Here is a 20,675-nt window from a genome sequence, read left to right on the forward strand (position 1 = left end):
AGCCCTCCCTTTTTATTTTGGTTTGACCAGGAAAAAGGTGGGCTGTTAATAAGGACATAAAATTATTTGGGAGGTCTAAGATGTTAAGACGGCTGGGGATTGTCCTTCTGCTCGTCCTTTGTCTGCCAATATCGGTTTGGCCCCAGGATGAGGCTCCCATTAAGATTGGGGCCTTCTTTGCCCTCTCAGGGCCAGCGGCCTTTATTGGAACTCCTACCAAACTGGTGGCCGAGATGGCAGTGGCTGAGATCAATAAGGCCGGGGGGATCAATGGCCGGCCGATTAAGCTCATCACCGCCGACACAGAGGGAGATCCGACCAAAGCGGTCATGGTAGCCAAACGGTTTATCAATGTGGATAAAGTCGTCGCCGTTATTGGACCCACCAGGACGGATACCGGTATGGCCGTAAAGAGGCTCTTTGAACAGGCCCGGGTCCCGATAATCATGACTGTAGGGGGGGACCCGGTCATCATGGAAGGAGGACGTCTGGGCACAGCCCGCTATATCTTTAAGACCCCCCAAAGGTCCTCTATCGCAGTACGCAAGATCTACGCCTACATGCAAAAAATGCACATTAAGGAAATCGCCCTTCTTACGGCCTCAGACGGATTTGGTCAGGACGGTCGGCGCTGGTTGAAAAAACTGGCTCCCGAATACGGGATAAAAATCCTTGCCTCCGAATCATTTAACCCTAGAGATACGGACATGACCAGCCAGATCGTTAAGATCATGACCACCAAACCCCAGGCCATCGTCTGTTGGACCATAGGCCCGGCCGGATCCATTGTGGCCAAAAACATTCGCCAGTTAAAGGTCTCGGTGCCTCTTTTCCAGTGTCATGGTCTCCCCGGCCCGAAGTATATCGAACTGGCAGGTCCTGCGGCCGAGGGAAATCTGATGCCCGCCACCAAACTCATGGCCTGGAGAGAACTTCCAGAGAGTGATCCCCAGAAGCCAGTCATTGCCCACTTTGTTCACCTCTACAATCAAGTCTACCATCTAGGAGAAAAATTCCCTCTAAACACCCATTCCGGTTATGCTTGGGATGCAGTGAACATCCTCGCCCAGGCCCTTAAGGTCGCCGGAGACGACCGTGAGGCCCTGCGGAAGGCCATCGAACAGATAAACGGCTATGTAGGGATCTCCGGCATCTATCGTCTTTCTCCCAAGGATCACTGCGGTTTGGATGTAGATTCCATGATCATCGTCAAGGTGGAGAATGGACGTTGGAAGCTGGTTGACTACTGACACCCCTTAGTCTGGTCTGGTCCGTAAGGTTCGGACCGGACCAGTATCCCCCAACTTTTACTCACTTAAAATCTCTAAACGAATCACAATAGATTCTGTCTATCATTCAATGTGGCCTGATTTTAAATAACAATTTGACTCCTTTCCCAGAACGGCTATCTTCTCTGCCTCAGGTTATCAGATCTCTTAAGAGACTAAAGAATGAAAGAAAAGGTTTGTCGTTCTGTAGGTCCGGCCAGAACAGTTTTCTCAAGGGGGGACACAAATGTTTGCTCAGTGGCAGGAGATGCTCTTTAAGAATCTCAAACTCTATCACTATCCGGTAGGGATCAAATTTCACTTTGAAGAAGAGGATTTTTCCGGCCTCAGGGTAGATAAAACCTGCAAGCATCGCCTGACCTTCTGCCAGTTTGTGGCCTTTGTGAGAATGAGCGGATATTCTACAAAAGTTAGCCGAGAATCGATCTCTTGTGTTACCGCCGCTGATGTCTTTGGTTTTCGCCAGGAGCGGGAAAAATGTCTCAAGGCCTTAAAGAAGTTTTTCCCCGAAACCGGAACTGCGGAAAGCTTCTACGCCACCAGACCCCGCCTTGCTCCCCGAGAACTCAAGGGAATCAGCCTCTATCCCCTCGAGAAGCTTCCCTTTCCTGCCGATGTGGTCCTTATTGTCTGCGATACCCTCCAGGCTGGCCATCTTCTCGATGACACCATTGCCGGTCTCAATCAGCCGACTCTCTCCCTCACCCACAAGGTAAACGGGGCCTTTTGTGCCACGGCCGTTTCAGCCTATCAGAGCGGAGGGATTGAGCTCTCTTTGGCCTGCCCCGGGGCCTATACCTCGGGGAAGATGGAGCGAGGAGAGATCATCCTCTACTTTCCCTGGTCGATCTTTGAAAAGACAATGGAACGACTTGAAGAAAGGGTCAACAAGCAAGGAGCCTCTCTTCTTCCCGGAAGTCGAGACTATGTTGGGCTTGATGTCTGCGGCAACTGTCCTTTGGTGATCTTTAAGTAAAGCTCCTAAGGGGACCGGTGATTGGAGTTTACTACGGGGATGATTCCCCGGTAATCAAGGGCCCCTTCTTCTGGCAAGTATTCAAGAAGCAGAGGATAGGCCTCAACACCAGCAGACAAGGCCTTAAAGAAAAGGGCGGCAAAACGGGGGTCAACCTCTCCGCAGGGGGCAAAGGCCCGGGCCTCGGGCCGGAAGACAAGGATCAGGATTGCCGCTCGCTCCCCAGCCTCCCTTATAGAGATGAGCTCCTCAAGATGGCTGGCTCCCCGGCTTGTCGGGGCGTCAGGGAAAATGGCCAAGGATCCCTTAGCCAAGGTACAGCCTTTGACCTCGAGCCAGATGCGTTGCCCCCTTGAATCAGTAAGGAGAAAATCCAGCCTCCGTCTTCCCCTCTTTGGTTCGGGCCGAAAACTTACTGGCCCAAAGGGGCTTATCTCCGGGGTGGCGAGGATCTTTTCGACGATGCCCCGATGGAGACCAGAGTGGCTAAGAACCCAGTGTCCTTTGGCCTTGGCGGCAATGAGATCCCAGGAGGTCTTTCTTCCTCTAAGCCTTCTTGCCCGCCGCAAGAGGACCTCATTTTCAGGAAGAAGAAGATCCGGAAGCCTTCCGGGATCGTGGACATGGACCTTGACTGAGTCTTCTCTCCCGGGAGAGATTATGTCCACAATGGCCAGAAAGCGATTGGGTCTCTCCCGGAAGAGGGCCAAGGCCTGGGGGACAAAAAGGGGCAGGCGAACCTTCAATGCCCCCTTTAACAGCGATGGCTTAACAGCAGGATCCAGCCCCACAAGAGCTTCCGCAACTGGGGGCCAGGGGTTTTTCGGAGGTGATGGTAAAACCACCGCCACCACAACCACAGCCACAAGAATCCTCGGGCTCTACAAAATCAACCTTGATCCCTCCAGTATGATTCAGAAGAGAATCATTGACCACAAAGGTAAGACCTTCTATCTCGAATTCTTTGTCTCCAGGACGGGCCTCATCCAGAACTAGCCCTAAGGAAGGCCCTATACAACCGCCCCCCATAAGGGTGACTCGGATACAACCGGTAACGTTGTTGGTTGAGACGAATTCTTTGATCTTGTTTACGGCTGTCGGAGTGACCTGAAGCATTGAAAAAACCTCCTAAACTTTAAGGGTTCTAAAAATTAGAGCCGTTATTATACTTTCTGTTCCCCAAATGTCCATATCTAGATCCAGACAATTAAGGCCAAAAGGACAAGCCCCCCGGAGACAAGCAGTATATAGTCCAGGAAAGAGAGCTTGGTGATTAAAAGCCCGCTTAAGGAAAGGACCAAGATCAGCAAGGCCAAGACATCGGCTCCCCAGGCCCACCAGTGAGCCACCCCAGGGGCCACTTGATGAAGGGCATTAAGCTTGAAAAAGGGCTGTCTGGGCTTTTTTTGAACGATCTCCATCCTGCCACCCTGAGGATCAATTATATAGGTAGTCTGGCCGTGGGGGCCGTAAAGAAACTCGATCCGTCCATCGGAATGAATCCTGATTACCCTTGGATCATCAGGACAACCGATTCTGGCCTTGTAGCCCTCAAGAAAGTCTTTAAGGGCAGAGGTGTCTGCCGGAGGAATATCCCTTTCTTGGCGGACCTTGTGGACGAAGTAGCCAAATTGACGCCGGTGATTGAGAAGGATTCCGGTAAGACAGTAAAATATGAGAGGCATCAAGAGAACCCCTCCCAGCCACCGATGTAGCCTTCGGAGCCATATTCTCATGAGGATCTCTAACTTATAGATCTGATCCCGAAAGGCAAGCCCTAGAGGGGCTCAAAATAGATCTCGTAGGCAAACTCATCGGGCTTAAGGGGATCTATTGATTGACCATCTATCTCCAGGTGGGGATACATGAAGTAGTTGAGGGGAGTGCTGACCTGGGGATTAAGATCTAACCCTCGTCCCAAGGTCAGTCTGAGGCGATAGGGATCAATGGCCCCAAAGAAATACTCCCTAAGACGGACAATCTCTGGATCTTTGAGATCCTTGCCCCGGACGAGGATGGCCTTGAGAACATCGGCCGGATCTACCGGAACCCAGCCATAGCCGGGCTCAAAATACTCGGCCCAGCAATGTTGCCATCTGGTAACCTCAACATCTTCTCCTCGCCCCAGGCGAATGCCAAAGACCTCCCGAGCTGGAACTCCCGCCGCCCGACACAGGGCCACAAAGACAGAGCTTATGTCGGCACACTTGCCGGCTCGCCTGCTCAAAAGGCGGCAGACGTCGCCCCGGCCACAGCCTTTGACCTTTGGGTCCCGACGCATGTTCTCCACCACCCAATCGTAGATGGCCTGGGCCTTTTGATGGACGGTCTTTTTGCCCCGGGTAATCCCTGCCGCCAGGTCAGTGATCTCTTCAGCCGGAAAGTCCAGCCTAAGGTAAGAGGCAAGATGTTTTGGATTCCAGGGCTCCTGTCCTGAGGGGAAATCCTTCCTGACGAGCTCCCTCCTGGCCACCCGGTAGCGAATCTTCATCTCCGGAGAGCTTCTTCGGGAAAGATCCCATTCGGCGTAGATAATCAGATTCCCCAAAGAATCGGTAAGTACGGCCTGATAGGAATAATTACCGAAGATCTCCGGGGCCTCTATTTTTTGATATTCAGTTGTCGGCGGGTAAGGTACCCAGAGCCGGGCCTTCTTGGCCCCCTGAGGGACAAGGAGCTTGAAGTCCCAGATAAGAAGACCTTTTTCTAACTCGGCAGCGGCCAGGGAAGAGGCCAACCAAAGAAAGCAAAAAACCAGTGCTAGAGGTCTCTTCATTGTCCCCCCCTTACAACCTTGACCCTGGTGCTACTAAAATCCGGAATTCCCCCCAGGACATCGACCAGAGGCAGAGACATGAGGCCTTCATCTAGAAGGCTCAAAAGATTAGGGCTCAGGCCCTGGGCCCGGGTCGGATCAGCCAGGAGACGATTGCCCTTGACGACCCTCTCCCCGCCTAAAAAGACCCTCTGGCCCCCGGGGACAAAGAGTTCGGAGGCCCCATGTTGCCAGTGGCCATAATGATGAGGGATTACCAGACAGCCGGGGCGAACCCGGTGGGAGAGCCGAAGACGCCCCTTAAGACCCCTGGGATGGGAACGGGAGATGATCTTTATCGTTTCTCCATCTTTAAGCCCAAGGGAAGAGGCGTCTTTCGGATTAAGAAGCACCGGCGGCTCTGACTCCAGAAGAAGGGCATCCCGGTAGCAGATGGTTCGTGATTGGGTGTGAAGGGCCATCTTGTGGGTGATGAGAACAAAGGGGTATTCAGGATCCTCGTCTATCAGGCGCCCCCGGGCATCCCTGGGCCTCTCGTAGCGCACAGTGCCCCAGAATCTATCCCCGGTAAGGCTGTGTCTGGAGGTGGCTAGATCTTCGTTCCAGATGAAGACTTGGGGTAGACCACCCTTGAGGTTCCCTTGGGGATCAAAGGCCGATTCCGGAGGCCAGAAGACCCCGCCCCGGGCCAGGATCCGACAACACCTAGCCCATTCTTCAGGACTGAGGATCTGACGATAAGCAGCCACCGGATAGTTGGCCTCAACATAGGCCTGTTCTTCCGGATCCGCCGGGGGGAGACCAGTTGAGTAGGCCAGATTGGCCAGTCCTCTCAGGTAGTAGTCTTCTGCCCGATGAAGGTCATAAAGGCCGCCCCTAGCATCCATAATGGCACCTTTACCAAAGCCCGCTAGGCCCAGATGCTCCGCGAGGTCGATGAGAAAGGTCTCCAGAGAATAGGGCCGACCGTCTTTAGTGCGGCCTGTCCGGGGGGAGACAACCGGAGTCCTTACAGCCGTAAACCTCTGGGCCGGAGCATGCGGGGTTAGAAAACCGTAGTGACCTTCGAGATAGGTAACATCCGGAACTATGTAATCGGCGTAAATGTTGGTTTCGTTGATGGTGATATCGATGGAGACATGAAGGGGAATCTTTTCTACCGAGGCAAACGTCTCCCGGAAGCGCTCCCCTCCAGGCACGCTGTAGATGGGATTAAAAAAATAAGTAAAGAGAATCTTTATGGGATAGGGATAACCCTGGTCAACCCCACAGAGGGCTGAGACCGAAAGCCCCCCTTTGGTAAAAGGAAACCAGGGGAGCTTAGAGGGATAGCCCTTTTGTCGATACTCGGTCGTCTTCTCGTAGGCGGCCTTTTCCCGGGAGATTTTGATCCCTTGGGGGCGACGGGCCCCTGGGAAGGACTTAAGATTATAGATTCCCTTTTGCCAATTCCCGGCACCACCTCCTGGGGGAAGATAGCCTCCCTTGAGATTGATGTTCCCCACCATGACATTAAGAAGGGCTATGGCATAGCTGGCATAAGTTCCACCCAGGTAGTTTCCTCCACCATGGTAGGCAAATGCGGCGCTTTTGGGGGCATGGGCGGCAAAATCACGGGCCGTTTGACGGATCTTGTCCTCAGGGATACCTGCTTCCCGGGCATAGAAGGAGAGATCGTGGGCCAGGACACTTTCTTTAAGGAGTCTAAAGGCTGTTTTGACCAATGGGCGACTACCATCTTTAAGCTCAATCTTTCCTTGCCAGTCAAGAAGGCCTCTTTTTAGCTTGGAGGCTGGCAAAAAGTGGCTCCCATCTGGGGAAATAGCTACCGGATCCTCCAGAGGACCGCTAATCCCTAGGTCGGCCACCCTCAAAAGGTGGCCCCATCGAGGATGTTCTGGATCGGAAACTACTAAATGGGTGGCGTTGCTAAAGACATTACGCCCTATCTCTCTAGCCCCCTCGCTAGTGGCTAAGCTAAGAAAATCCTGATCATAAAGGCCTTCTTCCAAAAGGACCCTCAGGATACCTAAGGCCAAGGCCCCGTCCTTTCCGGGGCGCACCGGCAACCAGTCGTAGGCCTGGGCCACAGCCTCGTGGGCCCGGGGATCAATAATCACAAACTTGAGCTCCCCAGCGGCAGCTCGGTCGGCCAAGATGGCCCCGGCGGTGTTTAAACCGGGCTGAAGGGCCGCATAGATATTGGCCCCAAAGATGAGCATGTAACGACAGTCCCAGAGATCGGCCTTGAGTTCCACCTGTTGCCCTCCAGTCAAGGCCCAGTTACCCATCCTAAAGCCCAGCCCGCAGATGTCGGTGTGGCCTATATAGTTTTTGGAACCCACGGCCTGGGAGACAAAGCGCTTGATGAAGTGTTTGCGTCCGGCCTGGGAACGGCCGGTGAGCCAGAGAAGCTGATTGCGACGGGGCCCAAGCTCTGGAGCCGCCGGGTCAATGGGATCATCGCTTAAAATCTCCCGAAGGCCTGGATATTGGCGATTGTCGCCTAGGTGGGCAAACAGCTTTCCCCCTTCGGCTATCTCCCTGATGAGCTTTTCCCAAGAGATGGGAACAAAATGCCCTGATCCTCGGGGACCATGACGCTTAAGGGGCTGGAGAACCCGGTAGGGATTTTCCAGATAGTCTCTATCACATTGAGGTTTGGCACAGGTACTGGCTGTCTCTTTGAGACTTTCGGTCACTGGGGTCTCATAAGGAATGGGCTGTCCACGGCGGTTGTAGGGATGATAGGGATTGCCTTCGACCCTGATAATCTCTTCCCCCTTGGTCCAGATCCTTAAACCACAGCGGGCATTGCAGGCCAGACAAACCGTATGAACCAGACGCCTCCCGCCTCCCAGGGGCAGAGAGGAGCAAAGGCGACGCGGCCAAGGCGTCCTTTTTGGGGAAGAGGATCCCCGGGGGATCTCTATCTGAAGGGTACGATTTAAAATCTCCCGAAGTGATCTCTGGGCCACAAGGACGGCTAACGGACCGGTAGGATTCATAAGGTCTCCGAATATCCGGGCCCCAGAGGGACAGATTTCCACACAGCGAGGAAGACCTCCCTTATTTAGGATTTCCAGGCAGAAGTCGCATTTCTTGGCCTTCTGATCAAGCGGATCAAGACCGATCCCCCCTGGATATGGACAGACCTTTAGACAAGACCCAAGGCCCTGACATCGATCAGTATCGACCCTAACCACTCCCTGATCCTGCCTAAGGGCCCGGCTGGGGCAGGCGGCAATACAAAGAGGTCTCTGACACTGCCGGCAGACAAGGTGCTCAAAATACGGCCTCACCCCAGGATATGTTCCCTTCTCTTTGAGCTCAAGAGTCAGGGGGAAAAGCTCTCCCGCCCCCTTGGCCTCCTTGCAGACAATCACACAGGCCCGACATCCCAGGCATCGTCTCTGGTCTATAACCAGGACAGGACGAAACAACTTCCCCTTAGAGACAGCTTGGCCAGAAGCCAGAAACTGGGGGCCGAAGAAAAAAAGAAGCCCCGAGACCTTTAAAAAAGTGCGCCTGTTAATCATGCCCGCCTTTATAAGCCAAGGAAGCCAAAACAGTCCAATAGAAATCATTAATTGTCTCGATAAATAGAATAGAAAAAAACAATCATTGGCATTCTTTTTTTAAAAAAATAAATATTGTGTCATTAAATAAAAATTGATAGTATTAAGGTATGGTTCATCTGGATCCCTTGAGTGCTGGTTTTTGGAGAGATTATTTTGGCCGGAAAACCGACTGGTCATTGATCAGGCGGGGGTTTGAGGCCAAGCGCTGGGATTTTATTGCTCGAAGTTACCAGGAGTTTGTAAGTTCAACCACTTATGGCCAAATGGTCAGGAAGGTGGTCTCAGGCCTTGAGCGGAAAGGGGCTCTGGGATTGGAGAAAACCGTTTTGGATATAGGCTCTGGTCCCGGAACCTTTGGCCTTCTTATGGCCCCAAAGGTAAAAGAGGTCACCTGTCTTGATATCTCGGCGGCCATGATCGAGGAGCTCAGAAATCGGGCCGCAGCCCAAGGGCTTAGAAATATTCGGGCTATCTGTGAAGATTGGTTCTCCTTTGAGCCTGAACAGGCATTTGATCTTGTCTTCTGCTCCATGAGTCCTGTCCTTGATGAGCTGGGAGGACTCGACAAGATGCTCAGATCCTCGCGCCGCTACGTATCTCTGGTCTATTGGGCTGGCCCCTATGAGAATGAGCTTTTCTTAAGGCTTTACCGCCGGGCCACAGGAGAAGACTTAAGATGGTTCTCTTCCAATGCGGTTACCCTTTTCAACTATCTCTACGGTCTCGGCTATTTACCAGAGATAACTTTTTTTAATGAGACCTGGGAGCTTAAGCTCTCCGAAGAAGAAGGAATCTCTTATCTCCTGTGGTCTCTAAGCTTTTATAAGGAACCAACAGAAACCGACGCCCTCATCGCCCGAGAACTAGTAAGAGAAAGACTTCGGGCCGGATACTTTAAAGACGTTACCAGAACAAAGCTGGCCTTTATCTTCCTCGACAAAAAACTCTGCTAACCCTATCCGCCTTCCTTTTCTCAGGATTCTCAGGAAGATCGACTTTGATAATAAAGATAGTGGCACTTTTTTAATTTTTTTGTTAAGTGTTATTTTCTCAAAAAACATGGCAAGGAGGTTGGCGATGTTTTTTCTGCTGGTTGCCCTTTTGTGTCTGGCTACTCCTGTACGGGCTTCAGAGCCGGAAGAAGTCAAGGAACTGCCAGAAATTGTAGTCACGGCCACTAAAACCCCCCACAGTCTAAAGGACGTCCCGGTAGAGACACTGGTTATAGACCGCCAGGAGATCGAGGATTCAAGCGCCCTTACTGTAAGCGACCTCCTGCGCTACAGCCCGGGAATCTTCGTCAGGGCCGAGGATCTCCCAGGTATTTCTGCTTGGCGTACCAGAATAAGAGGCCTTGATCTCAACAATGGCTACGGTCTGGTCCTTATTGATGGCCAGAGGGTCAAAGGGGGAGGCATGGGTGAGTATGGCTACGGCCTCAATCAGATCCCCCTGGAGTTAATAGATCGGATAGAGGTGGTCAAGGGACCGGGCTCTGTGCTTTACGGAAGTGATGCCGTGGTCGGAGTAGTCAATATTATCACTCGACCAGCCCCCACAAGGACCTTTTTCAATGGCTCGGCCCTCTACGGAAGCTACAAAACCAAGATGGTTAACCTTACCGGAGGGGGGCCCCTGGGAGCCAAAGGATCGGGAATCCTCCTTAGTCTTGACCGGGAAGAGGCTGACCGCCGCAAATACGGAGGACCAGGAGATCACTATCGCCGGGATCATTTCTGGGCTCGGGCCAGCCAGCGCCTGGGGCGGGATCTCTCCTTGGGACTTACCTTTAAGTGGGAAGAACGCGACCGGGACTATGCTGAAGAAGAAAAGCTCCGCCTGGCTCCCAGCCTGAATTGGACCCTAAGAAACGGAGACCAAGTGAGGATAAGCGGCTACCTTTACAACTGGGACTTTCATCACTTCACCCCAGGCTATACCGAACGCAAGGGAAACATGGCCTACCGTCAGGCCGAAATCCAACTGACCAGGGCCATTTTCCCGGGGCACCAGTTGACCCTAGGCGGAGAATTTCTGGAAGAAGAGCTTGACTACAACTTGGCCACCAAGACCATTGACACCAGGAGCCTCTTCCTTCAGGACGAGATCAGGGCCTGGGGAGAGAGGCTATCTCTGGTGGTCGGAGGAAGGTATGACGACCATTCTGTCTTCGGCAGCCAGTTCAGCCCCCGGATAGCGGCCATGGTGGCCTTTGACGAGAGTACCAAGATCAGGGCCTCTCTGGGGAGATCCTTTAAATCTCCCACCATCAGACAGCTCTACTACAAAGAACCCTTCCTCCACGGGAGCTACTACATAAAATCAAATCCCAGGCTCGATCCTGAAACCTCTTGGGGAGTTAGCCTCGGGCTTGAGAAGGTCTTTGGAAGAGGACTCTGGACCTCGATCAGTCTCTTTCGCCACGATCTTGAAGACATGGTCGTTCGGGTCGAAACCAACGAAACCATCGGCGGGATCCCGGTCAGAACTTATGAAAATGTCCAGGAGGCCTATACCGAGGGGGTCGAGTTGGCCTTAAAGGGAAGGCTTGGGGCCAGAATAAACTTGAACCTTAGCTATACCTACCTTGAGACGGAAAACAAGGACACCGGCAAGGATCTTCCCTACTCCCCCCGCCACACCTTGGCCCTGGGCCTTGAATATCGAGGTCTCCGTGGGTTTAAGGCCCGTCTGGGAACTCAATTCGTCGACAGGGTCTATACCAACACCAGCAATACCAAGGAACTCGATTCCTACTGGCTGACCGAGATCAAGATAACCCAGGAAATTAACTCCCAGATGGAAGTCTTCATGGAGATAGACAATCTCTTTGAGACCAACTACGGCGAGCCCAGCAGGGATTGGGCGGGAAGAAGCCTCTTTTTAGGAACCAGACTCAAGTTCTAGGCGCCTTGGGGGGCATAATCAAAAATACAGATTAAGGGAGGTTTTATAAGGATGACTAAGGGAAAAAAATTGATTGTTTTGGTTGCCATCATTTTTTGGATCTTGGCTGAAGGAACGGCTTCGGCCCACTTTATGTGGCTCAATCCACGGACCTATACTCTGATGCCTGGAGAGAGCCTTCTCATGACCCTCGGCTGGGGGCATTCCTTTCCTGGTCAGGGGGGTGATTTTCTGGCCCAAGATCGGGTCGAAGAGATATATCTACTGGGGCCTCAAGGGGAAAAGATCTCTGTTGGGGCAGAAGATCTCCCTATCATCTTCAAGACCCAAAGGCCCCTTGAGAGTTCAGGGACCTGGCTCCTGGTAGCCCAAAGAAAGCCTGGATTCTTTACCAAAACAGTCTCCGGATACCAGCGCCGCTCTAAAGAAGGCCTAAAGGACGTTATCGAGTGCAAATATTCCGAAGGCTTTGCCAAGGCCGTCATTGCCGTAGGTCAGGCCTCCGGCGAGGCCTACCAAAAGATCGTCGGCCAAAGACTGGAGATTGTCCCTATGAAGGACCCGGCCCAGCTTAGACCAGGCGAATATCTCCCGGTCAAGGTCCTCCTCGAAGGGCGCCCACTATCTAAACATTTCATCTATGCCACCTATGCCGGCTTCTCCCCCACTGGAGAGACCAATTTTGCCTATACCACTGAAACCAATGCCCAAGGGAAGGCCTTCATACGGGTAGATCAGCGAGGGACCTGGCTGATAATGGTCCGCTACACCAAACCATATCCAGAGACTAATAAGTGCGATATCTATAAGATGGTGGCCACCTTTACCTTTGAAGTCAGATGATGGATTGGTCTTCTAGACAGAGATGTAGAGGAAGGGCCAGCCAGATGCCCCCTAGGGATCGCCCCTGGCTGGCTCTTCCTTTGGTGGTACTGTTTCTCCTGCTAGTCATTTCCTCTCCTGGCCAAGCCCACCGGGTGGGAAGCCGGATAATCAAAGGTGGCCTGGGAATTGAGGCCTATTATGACGATGGCTCCCCCATGGCCTACTGTCCGGTGAAGGTTTACCGTGAAGGGGGGAAACTTCCCTTTCAGGCCGGGGCCACAGATGCCCAGGGCCGGTTTCTCTTCTATCCAGACCCACCTGGCACCTACTTGATCATCGTCTCTGACGGCCTAGGGCACAAACTGGAGCTAAAGATAAACACCCAGGACCTGCAACCACTCATCAAGGCCCCCCCTTTAGCCAGAGAAGACGGGCCATCTGGCCAGATCACAGTCAGGGCCCTAGGGGGCCTGGGGTTGATATTCCTCTTTTACTGGGCCTTGAGAAGGCTCAGTTCCTAAAATGTCCTTGCTGGATGGGCCCCAGGCCATATCCATGGATGAGAAGAAACGCCCAGAGATTGTAAGCGGGCCCCTTTAGCGGATCCATGGCTGAAGGCATTGATCCTAAAACAGATACTGCTTAGAATTTAAGATTAAATTGGATCAATTTTACTCTTTAAGGAGGTCCCTGGTGAAAAGAAAGATCTGGTGGTTGACTCTGGTTTTACCTTTCTTCCTTGCCTCTTGTGATCGTGGCCCGGGAGAAAACAGGGAGGTAGAGGCCATAATCAAGAAGCGCTGCAGCCTCTGTCATACCACGGAGCGCATCTATAAGGCCAAGTTTTCTCGGGAGGAATGGGAGAAGACCGTTGATCGGATGATCCGCCATGGGGCGGAGTTAACTTCTGAGGAGAGGGAGAAGATCGTCGAATTCCTATCTGGGCGCCAGTAAGTCCCAGAAGGCCTTAAAACCACATCAAGGGGCCCAATGATTGGGCCCCTTGTCTTTTTCTAAGGATCCCCGGTCAATCTTTAGGCCACCTTTTTAGCCTCAGTGGACTCACCAAGGATGGCCTTTTTAAACTCCTCAAAGCCTATCCGGTCAATGAGTCTTCCCAGACGATCCATCTTTTTGGCGTTTTTTTCATAATACTTGATAATCCGGTCGGCAATCTCCAGGGCCTCTTCGGTGGAGACGTTTTCAATCAAAGTCTGGGCCAGCCTTGGCCGGGCCCCACCGTTTCCGCCGACAGTGATCGTCCAGCCCCGACCCTTGCCGATAAAACCGAGATCCTTAATACAGGTCTCGCTACACTGGTTGGGGCAACCGGCGACTCCAATTTTGAACTTGGCCGGAAGCTGATAGCCATGATAGCGCTTGTCAAGTTCGGCCCCCAGACCGATGGCATCCTGTTGCCCTAGACGGCAAAAGGTTGTCCCCGGGCAGACTTTAACACTGCGCACACAGGCCCCTACCGCTGCCCCAGGGTCAACCCCGAGCTCTTCCCAGATACGATCGATGTCTTCCTCTTTGATGCCGACAATGGCAATTCGATCGGCACTGGTGAGTTTAAGGGCCTTAGCACCGTATTTTTCGGCAATATCGGCGATCCGACGCAGGAACTCAGGGGTCACCACTCCCAAGGGAACATGGGGAACGATGGCGTAAGTGGTCTTGTCTCTTTGAAGCACAGCTCCCTTCTCTCCGTCTTTAAGCATAATGAACCTCCTTCTCTCTTTGTTTTTTTTATTGAGAAGCCTTTTTTCTAAAGACCTTCTTGACCTCTGAAAGTCTAGTTCGGGCCAAGTGATCCCTGGCCACCTGGGTTATTTCTTTGATTAGCCCGCCCCATATGCATTCGAGACCATCACAGATCGGGGTCTCAAAAAGGCAATCACTAGGCTCAAGGGGCCCTTCTATGGCCTCATAGATCTCAAGGAGACTGATCTCCTCTGAGGGGCGGCCAAGCGTAAAACCCCCTTTAGGCCCTCGGGTCGATCTCACCAGGGCCCGGCGCCCCAAACGCTGAAGCACCTTGGCCAAGTGGGACTCTGAGACCCCAAGACAGGAGGCAATCTCCTTGACTCTGAAGGCCTGACCCTCCCGGGCTGCTAGATAGGCCATAGCATGGAGGGCCAAGGAAGCCGCTTCGGAAATCTTGAAGATACTGTTCATCTCAGGGCCTCACTGTGAGAATTTAGGAACTTAAATACCTTTTTATTTTTTTCTTGTCAAGAGTTTTTTTCGTTTTAAAAAAATTTTTACTTAATGACGAGCAGGATGAGGAAAACCGTTTTCATCAAAGATAAGATCTTTAAAGGCAAAAATATAGGGATGGTCAAGGCTTTGGAAGTACCACTGATTGAGATGGTTGAAGCGGATGAAACGGTTCATGCTGGCAAAGTCAAGCATCCACCCTCCATCGCCCCGGCGAAGGAAGTAGGGCGGAAGGTCCCTTCTGGACACTGGAAAGCGGATTACAGCCCGGTCTCCCCGGACAAAGACCTCTGGCCTCGGGGCCTTAAGGAGAGATCTCAAGGAGTTGTCCTGCTGGGCATCTGTGACCACCCAACTTCGGAAAAATCGACGGCTGTCCTCGGTATAGAGGCCAAGGTCCGGATCTTTTATGTGGAGGCGAAGCACCTGCTTGTACTTCTCTAGGGCCGCAAGCGGGTTAGGTTGGGGACCAAATTCTGACCTGAAAGCGAGAGTCTCTTTTTGTGGACCAAAAGAACCGATTTTGACCTTGGCCTTGGCCCCGGCCCCCCCAGAAAGATAAGTAAGTTCCCTCCCAGGTCCTTTTAGGGGCTCATAGTTTGCTTTTTCCATGGCCCGCAGAAGCTCTCCAGCGATAAGCTCCACCGTGGCCTCTATACCAGCCCCTATCCGGCCAGCGGCGAAAAAGGGAGCCATCTGTTTCCTTTCTATATAGCCAATAAAAATATCGGTGAGAAAGGGCTCAAGATCGTAGCCGATCTCCAGCCTGACCTCTCCCCCCTCTGGATCCACCAAGAGGAGGATCCCCCGGGCCCCTTTTGTCTTCCTCCCCAAGGCCTCTTGTTCAAAGATCTCATTGGCCAGAAGATCGATATCCTGGGCCCGCTTTCCAAGGATGACCGTCTTGAGCTCAATATCAAGATCCTTTAAAAGGGCTGCCGTCAGGGTAGCAATTTTCTTTCTCTGGTCCGGGTCCAAGATACCAGCCTGATCAGCCACCGGATCCCAGGAAGGCTCTTTCTGCCCACAGCTTCCAAAGACCCAAGCTAAGGAGAAAATCAAAACCAAGATCCGAACCTTACCCATCTCCACCTTCCTTTAGGCTGGTTGCCCAAATATTTACCCCTTAGATTTTCTAGGTCGGCCATTTAACAAGGTTTTTGAATCTTAAAAGACCTTCCTCTAGCCTGGACAGGACCAAAGCGACGTGCTAATTGTCCAGAAATCCTGGGCCCTGGTTACGGGAAGTCCGGTGGAAGACCGGCGCTGGCCCGCAACCGTGACCGGGGACGAACGCTGCTAGGCCTGGAGTCCTCCAGGCGACAGGCCACTGGGGCGCCGAGGGCCCCCGGGAAGGCGCAGTCAGTAGATTGATCCGGAAGCCGGGAGACCGACCAGGGCCCACAGGGAACGGGGCTTCGAGGCTTCCTGTCCCGTCCTAGAAGACCGGTCGCTAGGCCTCTTCTGACCCGCCTCGAAGCTTCTCCCCAAAAATCAAAACAAAGGGAGGAGCCCTATGCGCATGATCATCTTATTTTTGTTTTGTTTACTGTTGGGAGGTTTTTTAGCCGTCCAGGTAAATGGCTATCAACTTAAGACCCAACACCTCAAGAAGCGCCCGGCCATCGTCATTGCTGCCTTTGGGACCTCTACCCGAGCCCAGGTGACCTTTGACCATTTCAGCCAAAAGCTCAAAGAGGCCTTGCCCGGATATGAGATCCGCTGGGCCTTCACCTCGGAGATTATCCGAGAGAAGATGAATCGGATCTACGCCCAAAAGGGCATAGAGCGCTATCTGCCGAGCCTTCAGGAGGCCCTGGCCAGACTTGAGGCCGAAGGATACCGGAAGGTGGTCGTTCAGCCCCTCCATATCTTTCCCGGATATGAGTATCGCGATGTAGTGGAGATCTGTGCCCGTTTTCCGGGCTTAAGGATCGTCGTCGGTGAACCCCTTCTTTATCGCTGGGAGTATATCCATGAGGTCCTGGAGGCCCTGAAGAAAGAATTCCTTCCCCCAAAGGAGGGATTTAATATTTTGGTGGCCCACGGTACCCCTACAGCAGCCGATCCGGCTAATATCGTCTATCTGGGGCTTCAGTGGATGCTAGAAGAAAAATATCCTAATGTAGCCGTCGGTACCGTAGAAGGGGTCCCTGATGCCGCCAGCATCCTTGAACGGGCCAAGAGGTATCCAGCCGGCCGGGTTCGGTTTATTCCTTTTATGTATGTGGCCGGAGACCACATCATGAACGACATCATGGGAGAGGAGCTTGAGGAAGGGGAGCTCTCTTGGCGTGAGATAGTTGAAGCCGCTGGCAAGAAGGCCGATTGTGTGACTGTCTCCTACCAAGGTAAAAAATATTATCGGGGCCTGGGATTCTACGATGAAATCAACGACCTTTTCATCAAGAATCTCAAACGGGCCCTCAAAATAATGGACCTTTACTAGGGAGGCCTAGTGAAACTAGGAAAACTCTACGGGGTGGGGGTTGGCCCGGGAGACCCCAAGCTCCTGACCTTAAGAGCCGTTGAGGTCTTAAAGGCGGTGGACCATATCTTTGTGGCCGCCTCCACCCGTAACTCTTATTCGGCGGCCTTAAACATCGTCAGGGCCCATATACCTGAAAAAACTATAGTCGAAAGACTGGATTTTCCCATGACCAAAGACCCAAAGCTTCTTGAAGAGGCCTGGAGAAAAAACGCCCAGAAAGTGGCCTATTATCTCCGTCAAGGCCAGGACACAGCCTTCCTGACCCTAGGAGATCCAAGCCTTTATTCCACCTTCGGTTATCTCTACCGGCGGATAAGGCAACTGCTTCCCCAAATTGATTGCGAATTTATCCCCGGGATCTCGGCCTTCCAGGCAGCCGCCGCCAGACTTCGCCTGACCTTGGTCGAGGCCGACCAGTCCCTACTCCTCGCCTCAGGGGCCACCGGTGGCCAGACCATAAGGGAGATGGGAAAGCTGGCTAACTCCCTAGTACTTTATAAAGTGTACCGGAAAACTGAAGATATCCTTGAGGCCCTGGAAGAGATAGGTCGCCTCTGTGAGGCCGTAGCCATTACGGCCTGCGGATTGCCAGAAGAAAAAATCTATGAAAAGGCCGAAGAACTGCGAGGGAAACACCCTCCCTACTTTACCCTTATCCTTGTGGGAGGCAAAAGATGAGTCCCCTGGGACATATTTGGTTCAGTCTAATTTTTTTAGCAATGGTCCTTGGCCCTTTTGCCGAGGCCTGGCCAGAGATCAGCGTAGTGGATGACCGGGGAAAGATGATCGTTCTTAAGTCCCCGGCCCAGCGAATCGTCTCCCTCTACGGGGCCATGACCGAGATCGTCTTTGCTCTCAAGGCTGGAGAGCGCCTTTTAGGGGTAACCGCCCACGAAAACTGGCCTCCAGAGGTCAAGTCCAAGACCCGCATCGGCACCCACCTAAACCCTAACATAGAGCTCATCCTGGCCTTAAAACCAGACCTCGTCCTCCAGGCCTCTATAGCCAGGGGAGGACAGCGGGCAGTGGCTGCCCTGGAGAGAAGAGGCATTGCCGTGGCCGTCTTTAATCCCCGTGATATCCCCGGTGTCTTGAACACAATTGAGAGGGTCGGCCAACTTCTTGGTCGCCACAAAGAGGCCTTAAAGCTCATCTCTGAGATGAAGGGAAGAATCGAGGCCTTAGAGACCCGGGTCTCCAAAACCAAAAGCCGACCGCGGGTCTTCTTTGAGGTCTCCTACCCTACTCTTCTGGCTGCCGGAGGCAAACACATTGTCAGTGACCTCATTCGCCGAGCCGGAGGAGAAAACGTTATCAAAGCCCCTAAGAAGTTTCTCCGAACAGATATCGAACTCATCCTGGCCCTTGATCCCGATATCTATATAGTTCAAAAGGGCCCAATGAATCGTAATCCTGGCCAGATAGAAAAAAGGCCCTATTTTTCCCGCCTACGGGCGGTAAGGGAGGGGCGAGTCTATAGAGTTGATGAATTTATCTTCTCCCGCCCCGGGCCAAGGATCGTAGAGGCCCTGGAGGAACTCGCTCGGATCCTCCATCCAGAATGCTTCTCTCCAACTCCATGATCCCCTTAGAGGAACTCAAGCAAAAAAGGTTTCATTTTCTGATATTTTTTTTGGCGGCCAATCTCTTTTTACTGGCCGCAGTCTTGGCCTCATTATTCTGGGGACGATATCCAGCCCCCCCAGCAGAGCTCCTCTCAAGCCTCTTTTTTCACCCCTCTTCAGATCCTCTTCTTCGGGATATTCTGGAGATAAGGCTTGTCCGTTTGGGGCTTTCTGGTCTGGTAGGGGCTACCCTGGCTGTCAGCGGGGCCGTTTTCCAAGCCCTTTTGCGAAACCCCCTTGCCGAACCATTTACCCTGGGTATCTCCACGGGGGCAGCCTTTGGAGCCACCTTGACCCTTTACGCTGGTCTTTCGCTCCCCACCTTCCTAGGGCTGACCTTCGTGCCCCTGTCGGCCATGGCTGGGGCCTCCCTGACCCTGGTCTTAGTTATGGGTCTGGCCCGGGGAGAGATGGGCACCTTCAGACCTGCAGTCCTTATCCTCGCCGGGATGGTTGTCTCCTCCTTTCTCTCGGCCCTCATCAGCCTTCTTAAAAGCCTGGCTGATGAGACCCTGTCTTCCATCGTCTTCTGGCTCTTGGGGAGCTTTTCCGGCCGGGGAGAAGGCCACCTTCTCTTCCTCATCCCCTATGTGTTACCGGCCCTTTTTCTATCATTCTTTTGGCATCGAGAGCTTGATCTTTTGAGTCTGGGAGACACAGAGGCCGAACACCTCGGTGTCCACGTAAAGGTGGTTCGTTTTTGGTTGCTCCTTGTCTGCTGTCTGGCGGCTGCGGCCACCGTGGCCGTCTCCGGGGTCATCGGTTTTGTAGGCCTGGTCGTCCCCCACCTCGTTCGTTTGGCTATAGGGCCGAGCCACCGCAGCCTTCTGGTTATCTGCCTTGTCCTGGGGGCCGGATTGATGATTCTGGCCGACGTCTTAGCTAGGATTATCCTTCCTACCGGGGAAGAACTCCCTGTGGGAGTGATCACCTCTCTGCTTGGAGGGCCATTTTTTGCTTGGCTACTTTATCGAAGACGCAAGGAACTTGAGTCCTGGTCATGAGGGCGACCCTGACATTTGAAAAAGCGACCTTAGGCTACCGGGGAGAAAAGGTGATTGAGGACCTTGACCTCTCTTTTGCCCCTGGGCAGTGGACAAGCCTCATCGGCCCCAATGGGGCCGGAAAGACAACCATTATTCAGTCTGCCGCTGGTCTTCTACCACCCCTGAACGGAAGGATCCGGCTCAGCGGGCGGGACATCTCCGAGTTTTCTCCCAGACAGCGGGCCCGCCATATTGCCCTTGTCCGCCAAGGTCAAGAGGTCCTCTACCCTTTCTCTTGTCTGGAGATGGTCATCTTCGGCCGCTATCCACACAAAAGTAGCTATCAGAAAGATCTGGAGGTCGCCCTTCAGGCCCTGGCCACAACCAATGTCCTTCACCTAGCTTCCCGCCCCATTACCGCAGTCTCTGGGGGAGAAAGACAGCGGGTCTTCGTGGCCCGGGCCCTGGCCCAAGAGGCCGAGATCATCCTTCTTGATGAACCAGCCGCCCATCTCGATCCTTCCCAGACCCAGGCCCTTTTTACCCATCTCCGACGCATCCGGGAAGAGGGGAAGACTATCGTCTGCGCTCTCCATGATTTAAATGCCGCCTCTGTCTACAGTGATCAGGTCGTTCTTCTGAAAAGAGGAAAGATCATTGCCCAGGGCCCCCCAGAGGAAGTTCTGAATGCCAAAACCCTCAAGCTTACCTTTGAAATAGACTTTAAAGTCCTCTGTCTTCCTGGATCAAAGCGGCCTCTGATTATCCCTCTTCCCAGTTAGGGATTGATTTCTGGGAGCAGTCATCTAAGCTCTCTTGTTAAGAGTCATGGTTTTCCTACAGACTGGACAGATCCACTGCTACGACGAAATGGGCCGCCAGATACCCTGTCACGGATCCGGCCAAGACGGCGAGGTCCGCTCCGGAGCCCCATGGCCCAAACCACGCTTTATTACCAAGGAAGGCCTCGTCCTCGATCAGGCCACCGGCCTCACCTGG

At 53.0% G+C, this 20,675-nt stretch carries 20 protein-coding genes and 1 riboswitch; of the genes, 12 read left to right on the plus strand and 8 right to left on the minus strand.

The window, feature by feature from the left end; all coding sequences use genetic code 11:
• Positions 1-80: 80 nt before the first annotated feature.
• A complete protein-coding gene (locus ACXJJX_RS04970) occupies positions 81-1,250 on the plus strand; it encodes an ABC transporter substrate-binding protein (RefSeq protein WP_456432768.1) in 1,170 nt (389 codons plus the stop codon).
• Positions 1,251-1,515: 265 nt separating this feature from the next.
• Positions 1,516-2,265 (plus strand): DUF169 domain-containing protein, encoded by a 750-nt coding sequence (locus tag ACXJJX_RS04975; protein ID WP_456432770.1) that lies wholly within the window; start codon positions 1,516-1,518, stop codon positions 2,263-2,265.
• 5 nt (positions 2,266-2,270) lie between these two features.
• Here the strand turns inward: ACXJJX_RS04975 and sfsA are convergent, their stop codons facing one another.
• The 5 genes from sfsA to ACXJJX_RS05000 all read right to left on the minus strand — a co-directional run bounded on the left by sfsA (position 2,271) and on the right by ACXJJX_RS05000 (position 8,580).
• Positions 2,271-3,011 carry a DNA/RNA nuclease SfsA gene (gene sfsA / locus ACXJJX_RS04980; protein WP_456432772.1) on the minus strand — a complete coding sequence of 247 codons (741 nt, stop codon included), beginning with the start codon at positions 3,009-3,011 and terminating at the stop codon, positions 2,271-2,273.
• A 22-nt stretch (positions 3,012-3,033) separates the two neighbouring features.
• On the minus strand, positions 3,034-3,381 hold the full coding sequence (locus ACXJJX_RS04985) for an IscA/HesB family protein (protein WP_456432774.1): 348 nt from the start codon (positions 3,379-3,381) through the stop codon (positions 3,034-3,036).
• A gap of 77 nt (positions 3,382-3,458) precedes the next feature.
• Positions 3,459-4,001 carry a PepSY-associated TM helix domain-containing protein gene (locus tag ACXJJX_RS04990; RefSeq protein WP_456432776.1) on the minus strand — a complete coding sequence of 181 codons (543 nt, stop codon included), beginning with the start codon at positions 3,999-4,001 and terminating at the stop codon, positions 3,459-3,461.
• A 41-nt stretch (positions 4,002-4,042) separates the two neighbouring features.
• Positions 4,043-5,041: a transglutaminase-like domain-containing protein gene (locus tag ACXJJX_RS04995; RefSeq protein WP_456432778.1), complete on the minus strand. Its 999-nt coding sequence runs from the start codon at positions 5,039-5,041 to the stop codon at positions 4,043-4,045.
• Positions 5,038-8,580: a 4Fe-4S dicluster domain-containing protein gene (locus ACXJJX_RS05000; RefSeq protein ID WP_456432780.1), complete on the minus strand. Its 3,543-nt coding sequence runs from the start codon at positions 8,578-8,580 to the stop codon at positions 5,038-5,040. The genes ACXJJX_RS04995 and ACXJJX_RS05000 overlap by 4 nt, the downstream gene beginning before the upstream one ends.
• Positions 8,581-8,729: 149 nt before the next feature.
• Here ACXJJX_RS05000 and ACXJJX_RS05005 point away from each other — a divergent pair, with 149 nt between their 5' ends.
• The 5 genes from ACXJJX_RS05005 to ACXJJX_RS05025 all read left to right on the plus strand — a co-directional run bounded on the left by ACXJJX_RS05005 (position 8,730) and on the right by ACXJJX_RS05025 (position 13,308).
• Positions 8,730-9,575, plus strand: coding sequence for a class I SAM-dependent methyltransferase (locus ACXJJX_RS05005; protein WP_456432782.1), 846 nt, complete (start codon positions 8,730-8,732; stop codon positions 9,573-9,575).
• Positions 9,576-9,699: 124 nt separating this feature from the next.
• Positions 9,700-11,529, plus strand: a complete 1,830-nt coding sequence (locus ACXJJX_RS05010; protein WP_456432784.1) for a TonB-dependent receptor plug domain-containing protein — start codon at positions 9,700-9,702, stop codon at positions 11,527-11,529.
• A gap of 51 nt (positions 11,530-11,580) precedes the next feature.
• On the plus strand, positions 11,581-12,372 hold the full coding sequence (locus ACXJJX_RS05015) for a DUF4198 domain-containing protein (RefSeq protein ID WP_456432786.1): 792 nt from the start codon (positions 11,581-11,583) through the stop codon (positions 12,370-12,372).
• A gap of 44 nt (positions 12,373-12,416) precedes the next feature.
• A complete protein-coding gene (locus ACXJJX_RS05020; RefSeq protein WP_456432788.1) occupies positions 12,417-12,875 on the plus strand; it encodes a hypothetical protein in 459 nt (152 codons plus the stop codon).
• 172 nt (positions 12,876-13,047) lie between these two features.
• Positions 13,048-13,308, plus strand: a complete 261-nt coding sequence (locus ACXJJX_RS05025) for a hypothetical protein (RefSeq protein ID WP_456432790.1) — start codon at positions 13,048-13,050, stop codon at positions 13,306-13,308.
• A gap of 80 nt (positions 13,309-13,388) precedes the next feature.
• On the opposite strand, the gene ACXJJX_RS05030 is transcribed toward ACXJJX_RS05025, so the two are convergent.
• The 3 genes from ACXJJX_RS05030 to ACXJJX_RS05040 form a co-directional block, all read right to left on the minus strand.
• Complete coding sequence (locus ACXJJX_RS05030) at positions 13,389-14,075, minus strand: ferredoxin-like domain-containing protein (RefSeq protein ID WP_456432792.1); 687 nt, start codon at positions 14,073-14,075, stop codon at positions 13,389-13,391.
• Positions 14,076-14,103: 28 nt separating this feature from the next.
• Positions 14,104-14,532: an RrF2 family transcriptional regulator gene (locus tag ACXJJX_RS05035; protein WP_456432794.1), complete on the minus strand. Its 429-nt coding sequence runs from the start codon at positions 14,530-14,532 to the stop codon at positions 14,104-14,106.
• 90 nt (positions 14,533-14,622) lie between these two features.
• Entirely contained in the window at positions 14,623-15,660 is a 1,038-nt protein-coding gene (locus ACXJJX_RS05040; RefSeq protein ID WP_456432796.1) for a TPM domain-containing protein, read from the minus strand.
• A gap of 132 nt (positions 15,661-15,792) precedes the next feature.
• Positions 15,793-15,987, plus strand: a riboswitch (cobalamin riboswitch).
• Positions 15,988-16,090: 103 nt separating this feature from the next.
• On the opposite strand from ACXJJX_RS05040, the gene ACXJJX_RS05045 reads away from it, so the two are divergent.
• The 5 genes from ACXJJX_RS05045 to ACXJJX_RS05065 are packed head-to-tail and all read left to right on the plus strand — an operon-like array spanning position 16,091 to position 20,458.
• Positions 16,091-17,023, plus strand: a complete 933-nt coding sequence (locus tag ACXJJX_RS05045) for a sirohydrochlorin cobaltochelatase (RefSeq protein ID WP_456432798.1) — start codon at positions 16,091-16,093, stop codon at positions 17,021-17,023.
• A gap of 9 nt (positions 17,024-17,032) precedes the next feature.
• Entirely contained in the window at positions 17,033-17,743 is a 711-nt protein-coding gene (cobI, locus tag ACXJJX_RS05050) for a precorrin-2 C(20)-methyltransferase (protein WP_456432800.1), read from the plus strand.
• Complete coding sequence (locus ACXJJX_RS05055) at positions 17,740-18,648, plus strand: ABC transporter substrate-binding protein (protein ID WP_456432802.1); 909 nt, start codon at positions 17,740-17,742, stop codon at positions 18,646-18,648. Before cobI ends, ACXJJX_RS05055 begins: the two co-directional genes overlap by 4 nt.
• Positions 18,627-19,694, plus strand: a complete 1,068-nt coding sequence (locus ACXJJX_RS05060; protein WP_456432804.1) for a FecCD family ABC transporter permease — start codon at positions 18,627-18,629, stop codon at positions 19,692-19,694. The genes ACXJJX_RS05055 and ACXJJX_RS05060 overlap by 22 nt, the downstream gene beginning before the upstream one ends.
• Positions 19,691-20,458, plus strand: coding sequence for an ABC transporter ATP-binding protein (locus ACXJJX_RS05065; protein ID WP_456432806.1), 768 nt, complete (start codon positions 19,691-19,693; stop codon positions 20,456-20,458). The genes ACXJJX_RS05060 and ACXJJX_RS05065 overlap by 4 nt, the downstream gene beginning before the upstream one ends.
• Positions 20,459-20,675: the final 217 nt, after the last annotated feature.

It is taken from the genome of Thermosulfuriphilus sp. (assembly GCF_054026695.1).